Raw genomic sequence first — 14,486 nt, 5'->3', positions numbered from 1 at the left:
TTTATTAACACGTTTGTAACACACAGCATGTATTTTCAAAACGTCGATTTTTCAAATCTTCATTACCAATACAGAAATATAACATTCCTAACTCTCCCCAAACCATATTACAATTTTTATGATCTGAATCGATTTGGAATAAAAGCGTCATTTGCTGTGGATCTATCCCCATATATTCTCCTGTCTCATGTAGTACTTCCTCTTGTACAGAGAATGGGTCACCAAACATTTGATGGTTATCGTAGTTATCTGGGATTAGTTCTTCAAGTAATTGCAAGAAACGATCTGAATCGGCCTCATCTTCAATGAAAAGTTCTGGTAATTTATACGTCAGTTCAAAAGTAATTGCGCATTGATTATATTTCGCTTGCGTTTCATCCGCTCTTCGTAATTGCTCTACTGGAACATCATAATAAAGTACGCGCCCAGCTTCCATTGGATTCACATCTTCTTCAAAATAATTTTCAATGCTAAAGAAATATAACATTCCTGCCTTAGGTAGATTGTGATTCATACGAACGTTTTGTAAATCATTTAGATTAAATTGCGCGATAAAATGTAACGGATTTCCTTTATACATTGGATATTCAAATGTATCCGGTAAATCAGGAGCTCCCCCCATTTTTGAACTACCAATCGCAACCGTTTCTTGCTGCTCAGGCACAACTTTTACACAAGGAAATACAGTATTAATAAGTTCCTCTTTTAAATGTGTCAGTCCATATTTATCAATTAACACTTCAATTTTGTTATCCATATATTCTCCTTACATCTCTATACTTATTTGTATCATAGCACAAAGATTATACTCCATTTATCACAAAATCAACAAGCCTTCCAAAAAACGGGCTTATCCCTCATACGCGAACAAGTTTAAAAAAGCATAGTATACATTGTTCCTACAAACACGATAGTTCTTTATTCCTTCCAGTACATTTTCCCTTCGTTCATTTTCATTTTTAATTTAAGGAGGAATTCCACATGGGTTACGGATATAGTTGCGGCGGTTACGGTTACGGCGGTAGTTGTGGTGGATGTGGTTATGGAGGTTTCGCTTTATTAATCGTTTTATTTATCCTTCTAATCATCATCGGAGCTAGCTGTTGGGGCGGCTTTGCAGGCTGCTAGTAAACTTAAAAACTATTGTAAAAAAGCACGTATATTACGTGCTTTTTTTACATTTTCATTTTTAGAAAGGAAGTATGTGCAATGAAAATTGATGGTGTTTTTGAAGGAGGCGGTGTGCGTGGAATTGCACATGTAGGGGCAATTTGCGCGTTAGCTGAAAAAGGGTATGAATGGGAGCGTGTAGCTGGAACATCGGCTGGTGCTATTATTGCAGCTCTTTTAGCTGCTGGCTATTCTTGTTCAGAATTAAAAACAATTATAACTGATATTGATTATAACAAATTTATGAAGAAAACTTTCCTTGATAGAATCCCGTTTATCGGTAAAGGAATAAGTGCATGGTCTACTCTAGGTATTTATTCCAATTTATTTATAGAAGAATGGCTTGAAGAATTACTACGAAAAAAAGGAGTTCACTTATTTACAGATTTACCTGATTTAAACAAACTTAAAATTATTGCTTCTGATATAAGCAACGGTAAAATGGTTGTCTTTCCCGATGACTTGCCAAACTACGGATTTTTAAATTATCGCTTCTCGATTGCTAAGGCAGTAAGAATGAGTAGTACCATTCCTTTCTTCTTTGAACCAGTAAAATGGAGAACACCAAAATGGAAACAACCTTGTTATATGGTTGATGGTGGGATTTTAAGCAATTATCCCATTTGGATTTTTGACTCCCCTACCTCACCTCGCTGGCCAACTTTTGGATTTCATTTTGTAAAAGATGAAATTCAAGCTGATCCCGCCCATTATAAAGAGCCCATTTCCATGTTCAAAGGACTATTTAAAACAATGATGCAAGCTCATGATTTACGGCATTTAGATAAAGAATCAAAAGCAAGAACAATTACAATTCCTACAGGGACGATTACAAGTACAAATTTTGAATTAACGAAAGAGGAAAAAGAATGGCTTTACAATTCTGGTTATAACTCCGCAAATAAGTTTTTACAATCTTGGAACTTCAGACAATATGTTGATGAATATAGAAATGGAAATCAAGATCGCAAAACCAATAGATTTTTCCGTCAGCTTGACTCATAATATTTTTATTTTCATACGGGATTTCTTGACGCTTTAATATTAAATAAGCCTAGTAATTTCATATATTACTAGGCTTATTTACCAACTACGTACCCCACACATTGCTTACGGATAAGTTAACCCTTTCGCTTCTTCCGCGGTAATTACTATGTAACGATTTCCCGTTCTTAATCCTAGCAGTTCTGCTTTTTCGACTGCGTCCTGCTTCGTCTCTGCATAAGCAGCTAAATATTTATCTCCATCGATAATTTGGCAAATTACATATTGTTTCATTACTTTCTCCTTTTACATTTTAATTAGTTGTGCAAGTTTTTTTATACCTATTTCAATTTCTTCTAACGTTGCATATGAATACGATAGTCGCAAAAATTGGTTTGCACTTCTATCATACAAAGTACCTGGATTTAATAAAATCTTTTCTTGTAAAGCTTTGTCAAATAAGCTACGATTCGAAACGGGTACATTCATATGTAACCAAATATAAAAACCACCTGTCGGTTCATACCATGTTGCTATTTCACGACAATATTTCTCTAACATATGTAACATAAAATCTCTACGTTTCTTCAATTCATTTCTTACAAACTGTAAATGTTCATCATATAATCCATTTGTAAACCATTCTGCTGCAATTTGCTGGGATATAGAACTCGAACCATAATCTGTTTGCATTTTTATATCTGCCAACCTTTGAATTACTGATTCAGGTCCAACAATCCATCCAATTCTTAAACCTGGACTAATCACTTTAGACATACTCCCGATATGTAGTACAATTCCGTTTTTATCATATGCTTTTAAAGGCTTTGAAACAGGCTCATCAAACCATAAGTCTTGATACACTGCGTCCTCTATAATAGGCAATCCAATTTCATTACATATCTCCATTACTTCTTTCCGCTTCTCTGCATTCATACTAAAGTTCGTCGGATTATGAAAAGACGGAATTGTATATAAAATAGATGCGTTAAATTGCTTCTTATATTTCGCAATATATGATGCATTTAATCCATTCTCATCCATTGGTATTCCAATTAAACGCATTCCTGCTGATTGAAAAACATTAAGCGAATATAAATAGGATGGTTTTTCTAGTAAAATCGATGCCCCTTTCGGAAGAAGCCCCATAGAAATAAGTTGCAACGCTTGAATTGCTCCTGAAACAATTAAAATAGAATCAGGAGATACATATACACCATGCCCTTTTAAGTAGCCCGCAATTTTCTCCCTTAAATAGAGATTTCCTTTCGGCTCTTCATACCCAAGTGGCACGTTTGATTGCAACAGCTTATTCATTATTAGTTTCATCTTTTTTTCAGGTAAGAGACTCGGCGCGAGTTCACCTGTTCCTAAACGAATTACATGCGGATAAAATTCAGCTTGATTAATATCTTGAATAGCAGGAAGGTTCGGATAATGAAGCCCTGTTTCTACATAAGACTGCCAATTAGGAGGCGGAGCATATGTTGAAGTGTTCTCATTATTATTTACAACAATCGTTCCCTTTCGGCCATTTCCCTCAATGTACCCTTTTACTGCTAGTTCATCGAAAGCCATTACAATTGTACTTCGATTCACACCAAATGTATGTGCCAAATCTCTTTGTGAAGGTAACTTTGTTCCAACAGTCCATTCTCCATTAACGATTCTTTCTTTTATATACGTTTCTATTTGTTTATACAAAGGAGACGCTAAAGACATATCAGGCTTCCAAACTAATCTTTCCATCATACATATCACCTTACATTCTTTTTGGTTGGTGACCTCCCCAACCATATGGATGGATACAAATTTTCATTTCTTCTATACAATATACACTATCATAATGAATTAAAGTAGGAGGTAATATAATGAGTGAAGCGATTATTCACGGTATCATCCTTGCATTTGGCCTTATCATTCCATTAGGTGTCCAAAATGTTTTCGTATTTAACCAAGGTGCGAGCCAACCTAATATTTGGAGGGCAGCCCCTGTAGTATTAACTGCTTCTCTATGTGATACGTTACTAATATTAATTGCAGTACAGGGTGTATCCCTTGTACTCCTTACTTTTTCTTGGCTAACGACGACATTATATACGATTGGATTTATCTTTCTCATATATATGGGCTTCGTTATTTGGAGAAGTAAGCCTTCCAAAGATGTAAAACAAGAAAAAAGCATGCCTTTAAAAAAACAAATTATTTTCGCTGTATCGGTTTCGTTATTAAATCCACATGCGATTTTAGATACAATCGGTGTAATTGGGACAAATTCTATTCAATATATAGGAAGTGAAAAATGGGCTTTTACATCTGCAACGATTATCATTTCTTGGATTTGGTTTATTAGCTTAGCTTTAGCTGGAAAGTTTTTAAAGAGGCTAGACTCAACTGGAAAGGCAATCGTATTATTAAACAAAATTTCAGGCCTCGTCATATGGGGAGTCGCACTTTATATGTTAAAACAAGTTATTTTCCCTAACTAAATTAATAGGATTGCACGCTAATTATAGGTCATGCAATCCTATTTCAAATTATGCAGTCGGTTCTGGCTTCTGTTTTATTGCCTTTTCATCTTTTGCTGGTTTAATCCAAATCATTGCTATAACGGCACCAATAACAGCGAAAATACTTGTCAAATAAAACACTTCATGGTCCGACCCTTTCATAAAAAATGAATATAGGGGTGGTCCAGCTGCTACACCGATAAATCGCATCGAACTATAAAATGACGTAACCGTGCCTCTCTGCTCCTTTTCAATCCCTTGTGTAATTAGGGCATCTAAACATGGGAGTGCCATACCAATTCCTACTCCCATAATAACGAGACATAGAAGTAGTAAATAGATCCCTTTTATAAATAAAGGGATTATGACTGATGCCGCAGCCAGTAAAAAGCCAATATAAATACACTTCTTCATAACATTTTGATTATCTCCAATTTTTTTACCAGCCATATATGAACTAATCGATAATACAAGCAAAGGAATAGCAAGTACACACCCTTTCCATATACCATGAATGTCATACTTTGACTCCAGTATAGTAGACAAATAAAAGAGAATTCCGAATAAAATAAGCATTATAATTGCACCTAGTGCAAAAATGGCAATTAACCATCTTCCCTTTTCTCGAAACGTAGAGATAATAGCTTGAATAAACTCTTTTAATGGTGGTACTTCTCCTTCTTGTTTTTTTGCTTTTACTAGTACCAGTAATAAAACAATCGATACTACACATAAAACTGGAATCGCCCAAAATGGTAAGAACCATACAATGGCAGCTAGAGCAGATCCTAAAATAGGGCTGAGCACTTTTCCAAATGTATTTGATGTCTCAATGATTCCTAAACCTGCGCTAACCTGTTTTTCATCTTTGTATAAATCACCAACACACGGTATAACAACTGGCATTGCACCAGCAGCACCAATACCTTGAATCGCTCTACCGATAAGTATCCAAACGTAGGGATTATCAACTTTCCATGATACCCAACCAGTTACCGCTCCTCCGATAGCCGCAATCAGTAAACTCGGAACCATTACCATCTTCCGTCCCCATCTATCTGATAAATAACCAGCAATCGGTATAAGTAAAATTGCAACTATGGAGTAAATTGTAATAATCATGGATACTTGAAACGATGAAATATGTAATTTCTTTTCGATAGTCGGCAGTATTGGAATGAGCATTGAATTCCCTAATGTCATAACAAGTGGAACTGATGCAAGCGCAATTAAACAACAGTTTTCTTTTTTTAACATGTTGACTTCGGAACCTTTCATCATATATTTCTTGCCATATAATAGCCCTGATGGAACGTAATTTTTCATTCCACCAGGGCTATTACATCTTTACTACTTCCCATTCACAACGAAAGAAATTGGGTAAAATATAGTATTATTCCTATTGTTTGAATCCAGTTCGCTATATATCCATACCAATTAATTGAAAAAAAAAAGAAAGGAAGAATCCTTCCTTTCTCCTATAACCTTCTACATTTAGCGAGTATATCCGCCACCAAGTTGTTGTTCTGCCATCGCTACAAGGCGTTTCGTGATTTCACCACCTACAGAACCGTTTGCACGTGAAGAAGTTTCAGCTCCAAGTTGTACACCAAACTCTTGTGCAATTTCATATTTCATTTGATCTAGAGCCGCTTGTGCTCCATGTGATGCTAATTGATTAGAATTACGATTTCTAGCCATTACCAATCACCTCCTTGATATATATATAAATTGTGCCAAATTCGAATTTAAATACATGGTAATTTTTGGTTATTTTTAATTATAAAAAAAGAGACTCTAAATAGAGACTCTTTTATCATTTTATATTACGAAGTTACTACCTCTAATCTTCTATCTGTTAATACTTTCATTTCTTCTTTTAATATATCTTTCGCGTTGTGTCCAAACCATTCTAGCGAAGCAAAATAGTCCGTATCTCGCACTTCCCGAATGATATCATCATAATTTACAATACCTTCAAATAATGGAACCATACCAATACGACTTCCCGCTGCGGCATATACATTATTAGGTTCAAATACATGTAAATAATCCGCTGACGATATATTCTTAAAATGGTAATGTTGTATCCACGGTCTTAGTCGATGAAAACTGTCTATTGGATCTGCACCAGACTCCCATATATGAAGAAAATCAAGGTTTATTTTCAAATTCGGATGGTCTACTTCTTCTAATAATTCCAAAGTAGACGGCAACGTGTCCGTTAACGTATTTGGATGTGTTTCTAAAAGTACATACATATTATGTTGAGCAAATAAATCACAAATCTTGTGGATTCGCTTTACATACTCTTGCCTCTCTTGTTTCGAGAAGTCTACACTCCCTTTTTGTCCGGCAAACGTACGAATTTTATTCGTATTAAACCAATTTGCTAACATTACGAGTTGTTCACATTTCCCCATCGTTTTTTCAAAATCTGCTGATAATGATATGTCTAAATAATCACTTATCATCGTAATTTCTAAGTTTTTATCCTTTAAAAAATTCAACTCTCGTTCTGTCGTTTCACGCTCTTGCACATACAAATTTTGTGCATGAGTTCCCCACAATTCAATTCCTTCAAAACCGTTTTCATATGCAAATTGAACAATATCAGTAAATGAAATTAATTGATGACGAAATGAAATGGTACATAGCGAATATTTCATAACTTTAAACTCCCCTATCTTAAAATTCAGTTAGCTTTTTAAAGAGTTACGACAGACTGACTTGTTTTCATACCTTTCCATGATAGAAACTGTCTCTCTAATTCCTTCTTAATTTGCAGTTCAATTGCATTCATTTCATCCAGTTTTTCAATAATCGATACGAGCATACCCTTATTATTCGTCATTGCCATTTTAATTGCACGATACTGTACATTTGTAAATCCTTGTACAATATCCTCTACCCGATCACACCAATAATCAAACTCCTCTTCCGAGTATTGTAACGTTTCACGGAAGTATGCAAAGGCATGTTCATAACTATATTTACGAATTGCAAGTACTGGTATTTGTTTTACTGCTGCTACAAGCTTAGAGAGCGAATACCCCTCTTCCTCATTTGCCATTTTTATAATTAAATTTTTTAATTCCATAGTCAGTTCATTATCATACTTTTTGAATGTCTCAGTGAAATAATTAGCTACCATTTCTTGCGTCGGCTCCTGAATCGCCTCTACATCAATGAAATAACCACCACCAAATGGATTATCTTGAACAGAGTGAATCACTTTTTCTCTTTCCATATTCCCTTCCCAACGAAAATCAGGATCTAACATGAACCATTCTTCTTCTTTCTCTGTCTTCGATATCATTAAATAATGCGGAAATGGTTTTTGGTGAAACTTATTTTCCCTCTCTGGTAATAAAGACATATCCACCATTACAATTACATAACGATTTTCCGGCTTATTTTCTACTAATTCTAAAAATGTTTCTACATTTCTATCTTTATCTTTTGCATGATCATACCATTCGTTCACTTTAATACCATACAGTTTTTCATACCAAAGTAAATAATTATCATGGTTAATGTTTTCGGAGTGATACGAAATAATTCCGCCTTCTGTTATATCAAAGTCTCCATCCCATAATCCAAAATAAAATGGACGAAAATCTATATCACCGCGTCTTTTTATAATTTCACAAAAACAGCTCACTAAACAGTGCACTTTAATTGAAGTCATACTCTCATCCACTTTCTCCAAGGTTAGTTATTCACATTTGATTCTTGTAACGGCTGTAACTCTTCCATAAAATCAAGTAAAGATCCTACAGTAAGAAACGCCTTTGGATCTACCTCATCCTCTGGGACACATAACTTCAAATCCATTTCTATGTATACGATAAGCTGCAATATCATTACCGAATCTATATATAAATCTTGATTTAAACGCATTGTTTCTTCTAAATGCGTTACATTTTTCAGTTCTATTTTTTCTGTCATAATTTTCAGCACTGCACTCTTTAACGTTTCACGTCTCATGTTGTAACCTCTCCCATCTCTAGTAACTTTCTACTTACTTTTCCAGTTTTATTTTTCGGAATTTCAGTTACACTTTCAATTTCATGCGGAACTTTATAAGACGGTAAATGCTGAATACACCATTCTCTTATTTGTACTGGGTCAATATGAGAGATTACTTTCGCTTTTACGATTTCTCCCATCACTGGATGTTTCCCTCGGTATACAATGGCTTCTTGAATACCTTCTAATCGAAGCATCGTTTCTTCCACCTCTATAGGAAACACTTTTAACCCTGAAACATTGATTACATCATCCATACGCCCCATAAAGTGAAGGCCGCGCTCAGATTCATATCCTAAATCTTTCGTATAAATTTCCTTTCCAGCAATTTTCACTACGATTTCTTCAGGCTCGTTTTCATCTGACCCTATGTTTATACTTACATGTGGAAGTGGTTTTCCTAAATCTAAATGACTCTCCATATCATGACATATACTAATACAACCAGCTTCAGAACATCCATATTGCTGCATCATGTACGTTGTCATTTCATTTAGTTTATAAAATAATGTTTCGGGCAAAGGTGATCCGGATGTCATAATTTTATGAAACTGGAACGTTCCTAGTGGAAAACTCCCCATAATATGTAGCATCAATGGTACTGCATATATGATATGTTTTTCTGTATTGCGAATAATATTTAATGCAAATTTAGGGTTTTTATTCGTAATAATTATAGGCTTACTTCCTCTTGTAATAGAAGATAACGTACCACATATTAATCCGTATGAATGTGAAACAGGAGCCATAACAATCGGTACTTCATCTTCTTCACAATTTAAAGCTTCATTATAAGCAACGATTTCAGTATCAACTTCCGTCCATGATCTGCAAATCAATTTCGGTTCTCCCGTGGTTCCTGAGCTATATTGCAATAAAGAAGGCTCTTGTAGTAATGAATTCACTACTTCTAATTTTTTAAATTCGCTACATTCTCCATATAAAAGTCCCGTACAATTTGCACGCCTTGCCATTTTAATAGCCGTATCTTCTGGTGTATCTTCATGTATAAGAAGTACAGATGATTTCTTTTCTTTTAAGAAAAACACAAGTGTAATAATATCAAATGGATCTTTCAGACAAAGTGCAAATCTATTTCCTTTTGCTGCTTGAAATTGTTCCATTTCCTCGTAAACTTGTAATCTCGATTCAAAATCATTTTTACTATACTCTTGTTTATTAACGATTAGCATAATTTCCCCCTGTAACAAATGATTTTTGTATGTTAAGTTGCTTTGCACTATACAATGGATTTGGAACTTCATGAACAAGCGATTCTACATCCAAATATAAACGACGCTTCGTTAATTGCTCCGCATAGAAAGTAGCTGTGTATAATTGAATGGATTCAAATCTCTCTTTCAAATGTGGATATTTTCTAAAATGATTTTCAATTTCTTCGACAATCATCATCCAAAAACGTTCTTCTTTCCATTCATATTCATCCGCAAGTATGAAAGCTAACTCTCCTAGATTAAATAAGAAAAGTGCATCTAAAACCATCTCTTGCAAACATTCGATGCGATCCATTTCAAAGAAATCATTCATTTTTCCGTTCACATACGTTTTATGCATTTTTGTAAACTCAGGGCATTTGTCAATTTCTTTCAAGTATGGACGATAAAACTCAAGTCCTTCATGAAAGTCCTTTAATGCAACCCGGACAGGTAGCCCTTCTTTATGGACTAAAATCATATTTTGACCGTGTGATTCTAATGCGATCCCGTGCTCTACAACAAGGTGTAAAACCGGTATTATCGCTTTTTGAATAAGTACTTGCAGCCAATTTTCTATTCCATATTTGTTTAACCATGCATCAATAATTGGTGTACTATCTTTCTTTTTGGCATATAAGCCATTAAAGGGAACTGCATCCTCTTGTTTATCTACATATTTGTGAACGCTTTCACGCCAAATACATCCTAATGAACCATATGTAGCTTTCTTATTCGTATCATACGTTACGCTCGAGAATTCCTTTAATAAAATCAAGCGCGATTCATCCCTTAAATAAGGATCCTGACTTACGACATCACTTAACCAATTTGATATAGCTGGTGCACTCACAACCGAATGTGGTTTCAACGTACGGATAGTTGAAGTATTAAGTAAATTCATCGATAACTTAACATACGGCTTCTTTGGATTCGTCATATTTCTTAATGTTCTCATTGACTGTTGGGCGCAGTAATCATCCGATGATTCCCCTAAATAAATCACATATTTCCCCTGTATATGATCCGCATAATTAGGAATAATAAAGTTCTCCCACTGCCAAGGGTGGACTGGGATAAACAAATACTGTTTTGGATTACATCCCATATTTTGAATACGATTTATATATTCTTCTATTCTCTGCACACCAATTTCTTCTGTTAAAGTATTGCTATAAATCATTTCATTTTCATAACCTACAGTCGCATATTTCTTATGTGCTGCAATCCATATGAGTTTTATTGGCTTCATGAATTCATATCCATATTGAAAATTGTCACGATATTGAAATCCAATGCGCGCTTTATAGCTAGGATGATACGGGTGACCGTCTATTAAATGGCTTTCAAACTCATCGTAAGATTTTCGAGTATATTCCTCCCTTTTATTTCTTTCATATTGTGCAATCGTGTCTTTAAATATTGTTTGTTCTAATTCGTGAATAAAAGAATCTAATCTAGTTCGTTCTACGTTAACAACCCGAAAAACTTCTTCTAAAAATTGCGACACAGATTGTATTTCTTGTTGTTCGTCTTGCACTCGTATTAGTAATGAGTCTACAGCAATACGTCCAAATGTCATCCTTTCTCTTCCATGGCATTGATACGAAACATTTTTGTTTTCTTCATCAAGTCCTTGTATAATAAAAAGAATTTGTTCTTCCTTCTCTACACGAACTGGCGTTATAATCCCCTCATAAATTAACGATTCTACTAACTGACGTAACACCCTTCTTCGCACTGAAATGTATTCTTCTGATTCAAGTGCCTTCAATATTTTCGTGTGATACATATCCACTTTCATAAACTCCTCCACTTATGACGAAATACCAAATTCCATTATTTGTATTACGTGAAATTTTAACGCTATTTATGAACGAACAGCCACTTCTCTAACGAGTGGATTATGCACTTGCACATAAATTGCTTGCTCTAATGGATTTGTTAATTCATCGACATCGAAAAATCTCGTTAATAAATTTGCTTTACATGCCAACTTATCCTCTTCCAACAATTCTTTTAAAAATGTAGAAGGTTCACGGTTATATGGAAGGAATGATTCCAATACAGACCTTAATTCAGAAAGTAGAATTTCCTCCTTAATTAATCCTGCCGTACCAAAACCGTTAATAAGTCCAAACATATGATTAAAAATTAAATAGTAACGAAACCTTTCATCTACAATATAATCGTCATATAAATTCCCAGTACGTTCTCCAATACCAGATAACTCATTATTAAGCATCTCTTTCATTGAATTACAGAAATAAAATCCTTGATTATCACGGAAATAATATTTTACTGGATAACCATCCTTCAACTGTACAACACTATTTTGTTGATGAGCTTCTAATGCAACTCCATACTGTAAATACATCCATACCATCGGCTTTAAAGAAATATTTACATACCGTCTAAACCACTCTAAACTTACTTCTTCACAGCTTCTATTTTCTAACTCTGCTAAATGATGAATTATATTCGATAAACGAGTGTGCTCGCCAGGAATAGCATCTTGAACTAGTCCAGCAATTAATGTAGCATCATTTGCATGTTCACTATAGAAAGGGTTCTCGCGAATAATTACTTCAAATCCAGATTCTTGTGTTCCATAATTTAATGTAATAAAGGCTGGATCACAAATAAAATCAAAGCCTGGAAATCTTTCTCGTACTTCACCAATAGCCGTATTTATCATTTCCTTCCCTTCAAGGCCACTCTCAAGTTCTTTCAACTTATTAATGCGCATTGAATTTGTTACTTTCACTGGAAAGGAAAACTTAAGCATATATTTCGAATGAGGATGATATAGCGTCCTAAGTGATGATGTTGCCATATAACACTTACCTACTGGACCAATATATTCAAGCACTCCTTGATTTATCCACTCTTGTACATAAGGTTGATGTAATAACCATTCAGCCTGAAGCGGATGAATTGGAATTAATGAATATTCATCTTCCTTACAGTACTTCTCTATAAATTCCTCATTTACCATCTCATCTTTACTTAATTCTTCTTTTATAATCGTTGTTGTAGAATCTAATAATAATGATTTTTCATTTACTATACTTTTATGTGCGCGAAAATAATGAAGCTGGCATTCTCCTTTTAATTCTGGAGAATACATTGCACTTTTCCAATCCAATATACCTTGTCTACTCTTTGGGGTAGGATGAGTTAAATGCCCAAATAATAAAGATTGCTCCGCCTCTATAAAAGTTGTATGGAAACCATATAATGCAGATGTATCTTCTGCTCTCTCTTTTGTAAATTCTTCAATATTTTGACAACTGCGAATAACTCGAAGCATAAGCTCAGCAGGATTAGTTCCTTCTCCATAGTTGATAGACATCTCTTTTATTAAAAATGTAATAACTGTAACATAATCTGCTTTTATAACAGTTTTAGTTTCTCCAATTTGATAATAAAACTGTTCTCCAAACAAATGGCGATCTGTTGCTGATTTATATATAACTTCTCCATACAAAGTAACATTCTGTGCCGATAGCCGACAACATAAATATGTGGGGACTACATTTCTATTCAACGTATTACTGAAGATACTTTCCATTCTTTCATCCTCTGTAATCCATTCTCCACTCCCTGTTTCTCTTAAATAACAGTTTAAAAAACTTTGTATTGTTGCATGTTCTGCGATTTGTTTCGCATGCTGCATACTGGTCCTCCTCTTTATATTAACGCTATCGAAATTTTATAAAACAACCAATGATTGAATATCATTATCAATTATGATTCTAATTGATTGTTATTATCAATTCAAGAGTATATTTCAGAATTTTTTTATCTAACTAAATTTTTTTCCTTTTCTATCATTTATTTCATCTAATTAAAGATACAATAGAAAAATTTTTACTCTCAAGTTAACTATTCATTATTTTTCACATTACTCGTTATTAATCGATTGAACAGAGTTAAACAAAAAGGTATACCAATTAAAGGTATACCTTTTAAAAACATAAAGTTTACATAATAATATTATTTATATTCCTCCAGCAATACGCTGTTTCTTCTACCTGTACTCTCTCTAAAAATTTCGTATCAATTTTTTCAGGGTTATATTTTTCATAAAACTTTTTAGCGGGATTATTAGTAACGACCCAAACTAAAAGAGATTGCATACCATTTTTTATACATTCCGACAGTAACGCTTGAAATAATTTTTGTCCTATTTTCAGTCCTTGATACTGTTGTAACAGATAAATCGCATATAATTCCCCATCACAATTATATGTACCGCTTCTTTCAACTCCCCCATCAATGAATCCGATTATTTTTCCATTTAACGTTTCTGCTACAAATTTGAATTGGTAATTATCTTCTTTTTGAAAAATATCCTCCCACTGCTTTTTTCTTTGTTCAAATGTTACATTTTCTAAAATTTCGTTTTCGAATATCCCGGTATACGTTGTTTTCCAGCTTTCCACATGTACTTTTGCTATTGCTGCAATATCCGATTTTGTCGCCCTTCTAATGTGTATCTCCACCATTCTCATCCCCTTTAGAGAATAATTATAGCAAACTGTTTTTTTATGCGTAAAAAAAAGAGTGAATT

At 34.2% G+C, this 14,486-nt stretch carries 15 protein-coding genes; 3 read left to right on the top strand and 12 right to left on the bottom strand.

The annotated features are described in order from the left end of the window. Window positions 1-4: 4 nt before the first annotated feature. On the bottom strand, window positions 5-757 hold the full coding sequence (locus JDS98_RS07890; RefSeq protein ID WP_199633765.1) for a YwqG family protein: 753 nt from the start codon (window positions 755-757) through the stop codon (window positions 5-7). Window positions 758-981: 224 nt separating this feature from the next. On the opposite strand from JDS98_RS07890, the gene JDS98_RS07885 reads away from it, so the two are divergent. Together JDS98_RS07885 and JDS98_RS07880 are read left to right on the top strand one after the other, a co-directional pair. Next, on the top strand, window positions 982-1,128 hold the full coding sequence (locus JDS98_RS07885; protein ID WP_070173045.1) for a YjcZ family sporulation protein: 147 nt from the start codon (window positions 982-984) through the stop codon (window positions 1,126-1,128). 81 nt (window positions 1,129-1,209) lie between these two features. Further along, entirely contained in the window at window positions 1,210-2,175 is a 966-nt protein-coding gene (locus JDS98_RS07880; RefSeq protein WP_199633764.1) for a patatin-like phospholipase family protein, read from the top strand. A 105-nt stretch (window positions 2,176-2,280) separates the two neighbouring features. On the opposite strand, the gene JDS98_RS07875 is transcribed toward JDS98_RS07880, so the two are convergent. Next, window positions 2,281-2,448 (bottom strand): DUF3933 family protein, encoded by a 168-nt coding sequence (locus tag JDS98_RS07875; RefSeq protein WP_000816372.1) that lies wholly within the window; start codon window positions 2,446-2,448, stop codon window positions 2,281-2,283. Window positions 2,449-2,460: 12 nt separating this feature from the next. Continuing rightward, the gene (locus JDS98_RS07870) at window positions 2,461-3,906 is read right to left on the bottom strand and encodes an aminotransferase-like domain-containing protein (RefSeq protein ID WP_106080521.1); all 1,446 of its coding nucleotides are present in this window, start codon (window positions 3,904-3,906) and stop codon (window positions 2,461-2,463) included. 119 nt (window positions 3,907-4,025) lie between these two features. On the opposite strand from JDS98_RS07870, the gene JDS98_RS07865 reads away from it, so the two are divergent. Continuing rightward, window positions 4,026-4,643, top strand: coding sequence for a LysE/ArgO family amino acid transporter (locus tag JDS98_RS07865; RefSeq protein ID WP_001287314.1), 618 nt, complete (start codon window positions 4,026-4,028; stop codon window positions 4,641-4,643). A gap of 48 nt (window positions 4,644-4,691) precedes the next feature. Here the strand turns inward: JDS98_RS07865 and JDS98_RS07860 are convergent, their stop codons facing one another. The 9 genes from JDS98_RS07860 to JDS98_RS07820 form a co-directional block, all read right to left on the bottom strand. Further along, entirely contained in the window at window positions 4,692-5,921 is a 1,230-nt protein-coding gene (locus JDS98_RS07860) for a bacillibactin exporter BcbE (protein ID WP_043322897.1), read from the bottom strand. A 237-nt stretch (window positions 5,922-6,158) separates the two neighbouring features. Then, a complete protein-coding gene (locus tag JDS98_RS07855) occupies window positions 6,159-6,365 on the bottom strand; it encodes an alpha/beta-type small acid-soluble spore protein (RefSeq protein WP_000113546.1) in 207 nt (68 codons plus the stop codon). Window positions 6,366-6,490: 125 nt separating this feature from the next. Continuing rightward, complete coding sequence (locus tag JDS98_RS07850; protein WP_000877705.1) at window positions 6,491-7,333, bottom strand: sugar phosphate isomerase/epimerase family protein; 843 nt, start codon at window positions 7,331-7,333, stop codon at window positions 6,491-6,493. Between the two features lie 38 nt (window positions 7,334-7,371). Then, window positions 7,372-8,355: a DUF6005 family protein gene (locus tag JDS98_RS07845; RefSeq protein WP_141556001.1), complete on the bottom strand. Its 984-nt coding sequence runs from the start codon at window positions 8,353-8,355 to the stop codon at window positions 7,372-7,374. Between the two features lie 23 nt (window positions 8,356-8,378). After that, the gene (asbD, locus tag JDS98_RS07840; RefSeq protein WP_097959157.1) at window positions 8,379-8,654 is read right to left on the bottom strand and encodes a petrobactin biosynthesis protein AsbD; all 276 of its coding nucleotides are present in this window, start codon (window positions 8,652-8,654) and stop codon (window positions 8,379-8,381) included. After that, window positions 8,651-9,889, bottom strand: a complete 1,239-nt coding sequence (locus tag JDS98_RS07835) for an AMP-binding protein (protein ID WP_098710963.1) — start codon at window positions 9,887-9,889, stop codon at window positions 8,651-8,653. Before JDS98_RS07835 ends, asbD begins: the two co-directional genes overlap by 4 nt. Further along, window positions 9,876-11,714 carry an IucA/IucC family protein gene (locus tag JDS98_RS07830; protein WP_000861776.1) on the bottom strand — a complete coding sequence of 613 codons (1,839 nt, stop codon included), beginning with the start codon at window positions 11,712-11,714 and terminating at the stop codon, window positions 9,876-9,878. The genes JDS98_RS07835 and JDS98_RS07830 overlap by 14 nt, the downstream gene beginning before the upstream one ends. Before the next feature lie 66 nt (window positions 11,715-11,780). Further along, window positions 11,781-13,589, bottom strand: coding sequence for an IucA/IucC family protein (locus JDS98_RS07825; protein ID WP_199633763.1), 1,809 nt, complete (start codon window positions 13,587-13,589; stop codon window positions 11,781-11,783). 307 nt (window positions 13,590-13,896) lie between these two features. Beyond that, complete coding sequence (locus JDS98_RS07820) at window positions 13,897-14,421, bottom strand: GNAT family N-acetyltransferase (RefSeq protein WP_098911517.1); 525 nt, start codon at window positions 14,419-14,421, stop codon at window positions 13,897-13,899. Between the last annotated feature and the right edge of the window lie 65 nt (window positions 14,422-14,486).

It is taken from the genome of Bacillus cereus group sp. N11, assembly GCF_016483605.1.
Lineage (GTDB): Bacteria > Bacillota > Bacilli > Bacillales > Bacillaceae_G > Bacillus_A > Bacillus_A toyonensis.
The sequence above is the reverse complement of the archived record's forward strand: the minus strand, read 5'-3'. Positions and strand labels throughout refer to the sequence as shown.

What these genes read in the sequence shown, in the direction of transcription:
- JDS98_RS07845 (WP_141556001.1), bottom strand. Translation starts at nt 8,355, where the DNA reads ATGACTTCAATTAAAGTGCACTGTTTAGTGAGCTGTTTTTGTGAAATT.
- JDS98_RS07820 (WP_098911517.1), bottom strand. Translation starts at nt 14,421, where the DNA reads ATGGTGGAGATACACATTAGAAGGGCGACAAAATCGGATATTGCAGCA.
- JDS98_RS07880 (WP_199633764.1), top strand. Translation starts at nt 1,210, where the DNA reads ATGAAAATTGATGGTGTTTTTGAAGGAGGCGGTGTGCGTGGAATTGCA.
- JDS98_RS07825 (WP_199633763.1), bottom strand. Translation starts at nt 13,589, where the DNA reads ATGCAGCATGCGAAACAAATCGCAGAACATGCAACAATACAAAGTTTT.
- JDS98_RS07855 (WP_000113546.1), bottom strand. Translation starts at nt 6,365, where the DNA reads ATGGCTAGAAATCGTAATTCTAATCAATTAGCATCACATGGAGCACAA.
- JDS98_RS07865 (WP_001287314.1), top strand. Translation starts at nt 4,026, where the DNA reads ATGAGTGAAGCGATTATTCACGGTATCATCCTTGCATTTGGCCTTATC.
- JDS98_RS07885 (WP_070173045.1), top strand. Translation starts at nt 982, where the DNA reads ATGGGTTACGGATATAGTTGCGGCGGTTACGGTTACGGCGGTAGTTGT.
- JDS98_RS07870 (WP_106080521.1), bottom strand. Translation starts at nt 3,906, where the DNA reads ATGATGGAAAGATTAGTTTGGAAGCCTGATATGTCTTTAGCGTCTCCT.
- JDS98_RS07860 (WP_043322897.1), bottom strand. Translation starts at nt 5,921, where the DNA reads ATGTTAAAAAAAGAAAACTGTTGTTTAATTGCGCTTGCATCAGTTCCA.
- JDS98_RS07875 (WP_000816372.1), bottom strand. Translation starts at nt 2,448, where the DNA reads ATGAAACAATATGTAATTTGCCAAATTATCGATGGAGATAAATATTTA.
- JDS98_RS07850 (WP_000877705.1), bottom strand. Translation starts at nt 7,333, where the DNA reads ATGAAATATTCGCTATGTACCATTTCATTTCGTCATCAATTAATTTCA.
- JDS98_RS07835 (WP_098710963.1), bottom strand. Translation starts at nt 9,889, where the DNA reads ATGCTAATCGTTAATAAACAAGAGTATAGTAAAAATGATTTTGAATCG.
- asbD (WP_097959157.1), bottom strand. Translation starts at nt 8,654, where the DNA reads ATGAGACGTGAAACGTTAAAGAGTGCAGTGCTGAAAATTATGACAGAA.
- JDS98_RS07830 (WP_000861776.1), bottom strand. Translation starts at nt 11,714, where the DNA reads ATGAAAGTGGATATGTATCACACGAAAATATTGAAGGCACTTGAATCA.
- JDS98_RS07890 (WP_199633765.1), bottom strand. Translation starts at nt 757, where the DNA reads ATGGATAACAAAATTGAAGTGTTAATTGATAAATATGGACTGACACAT.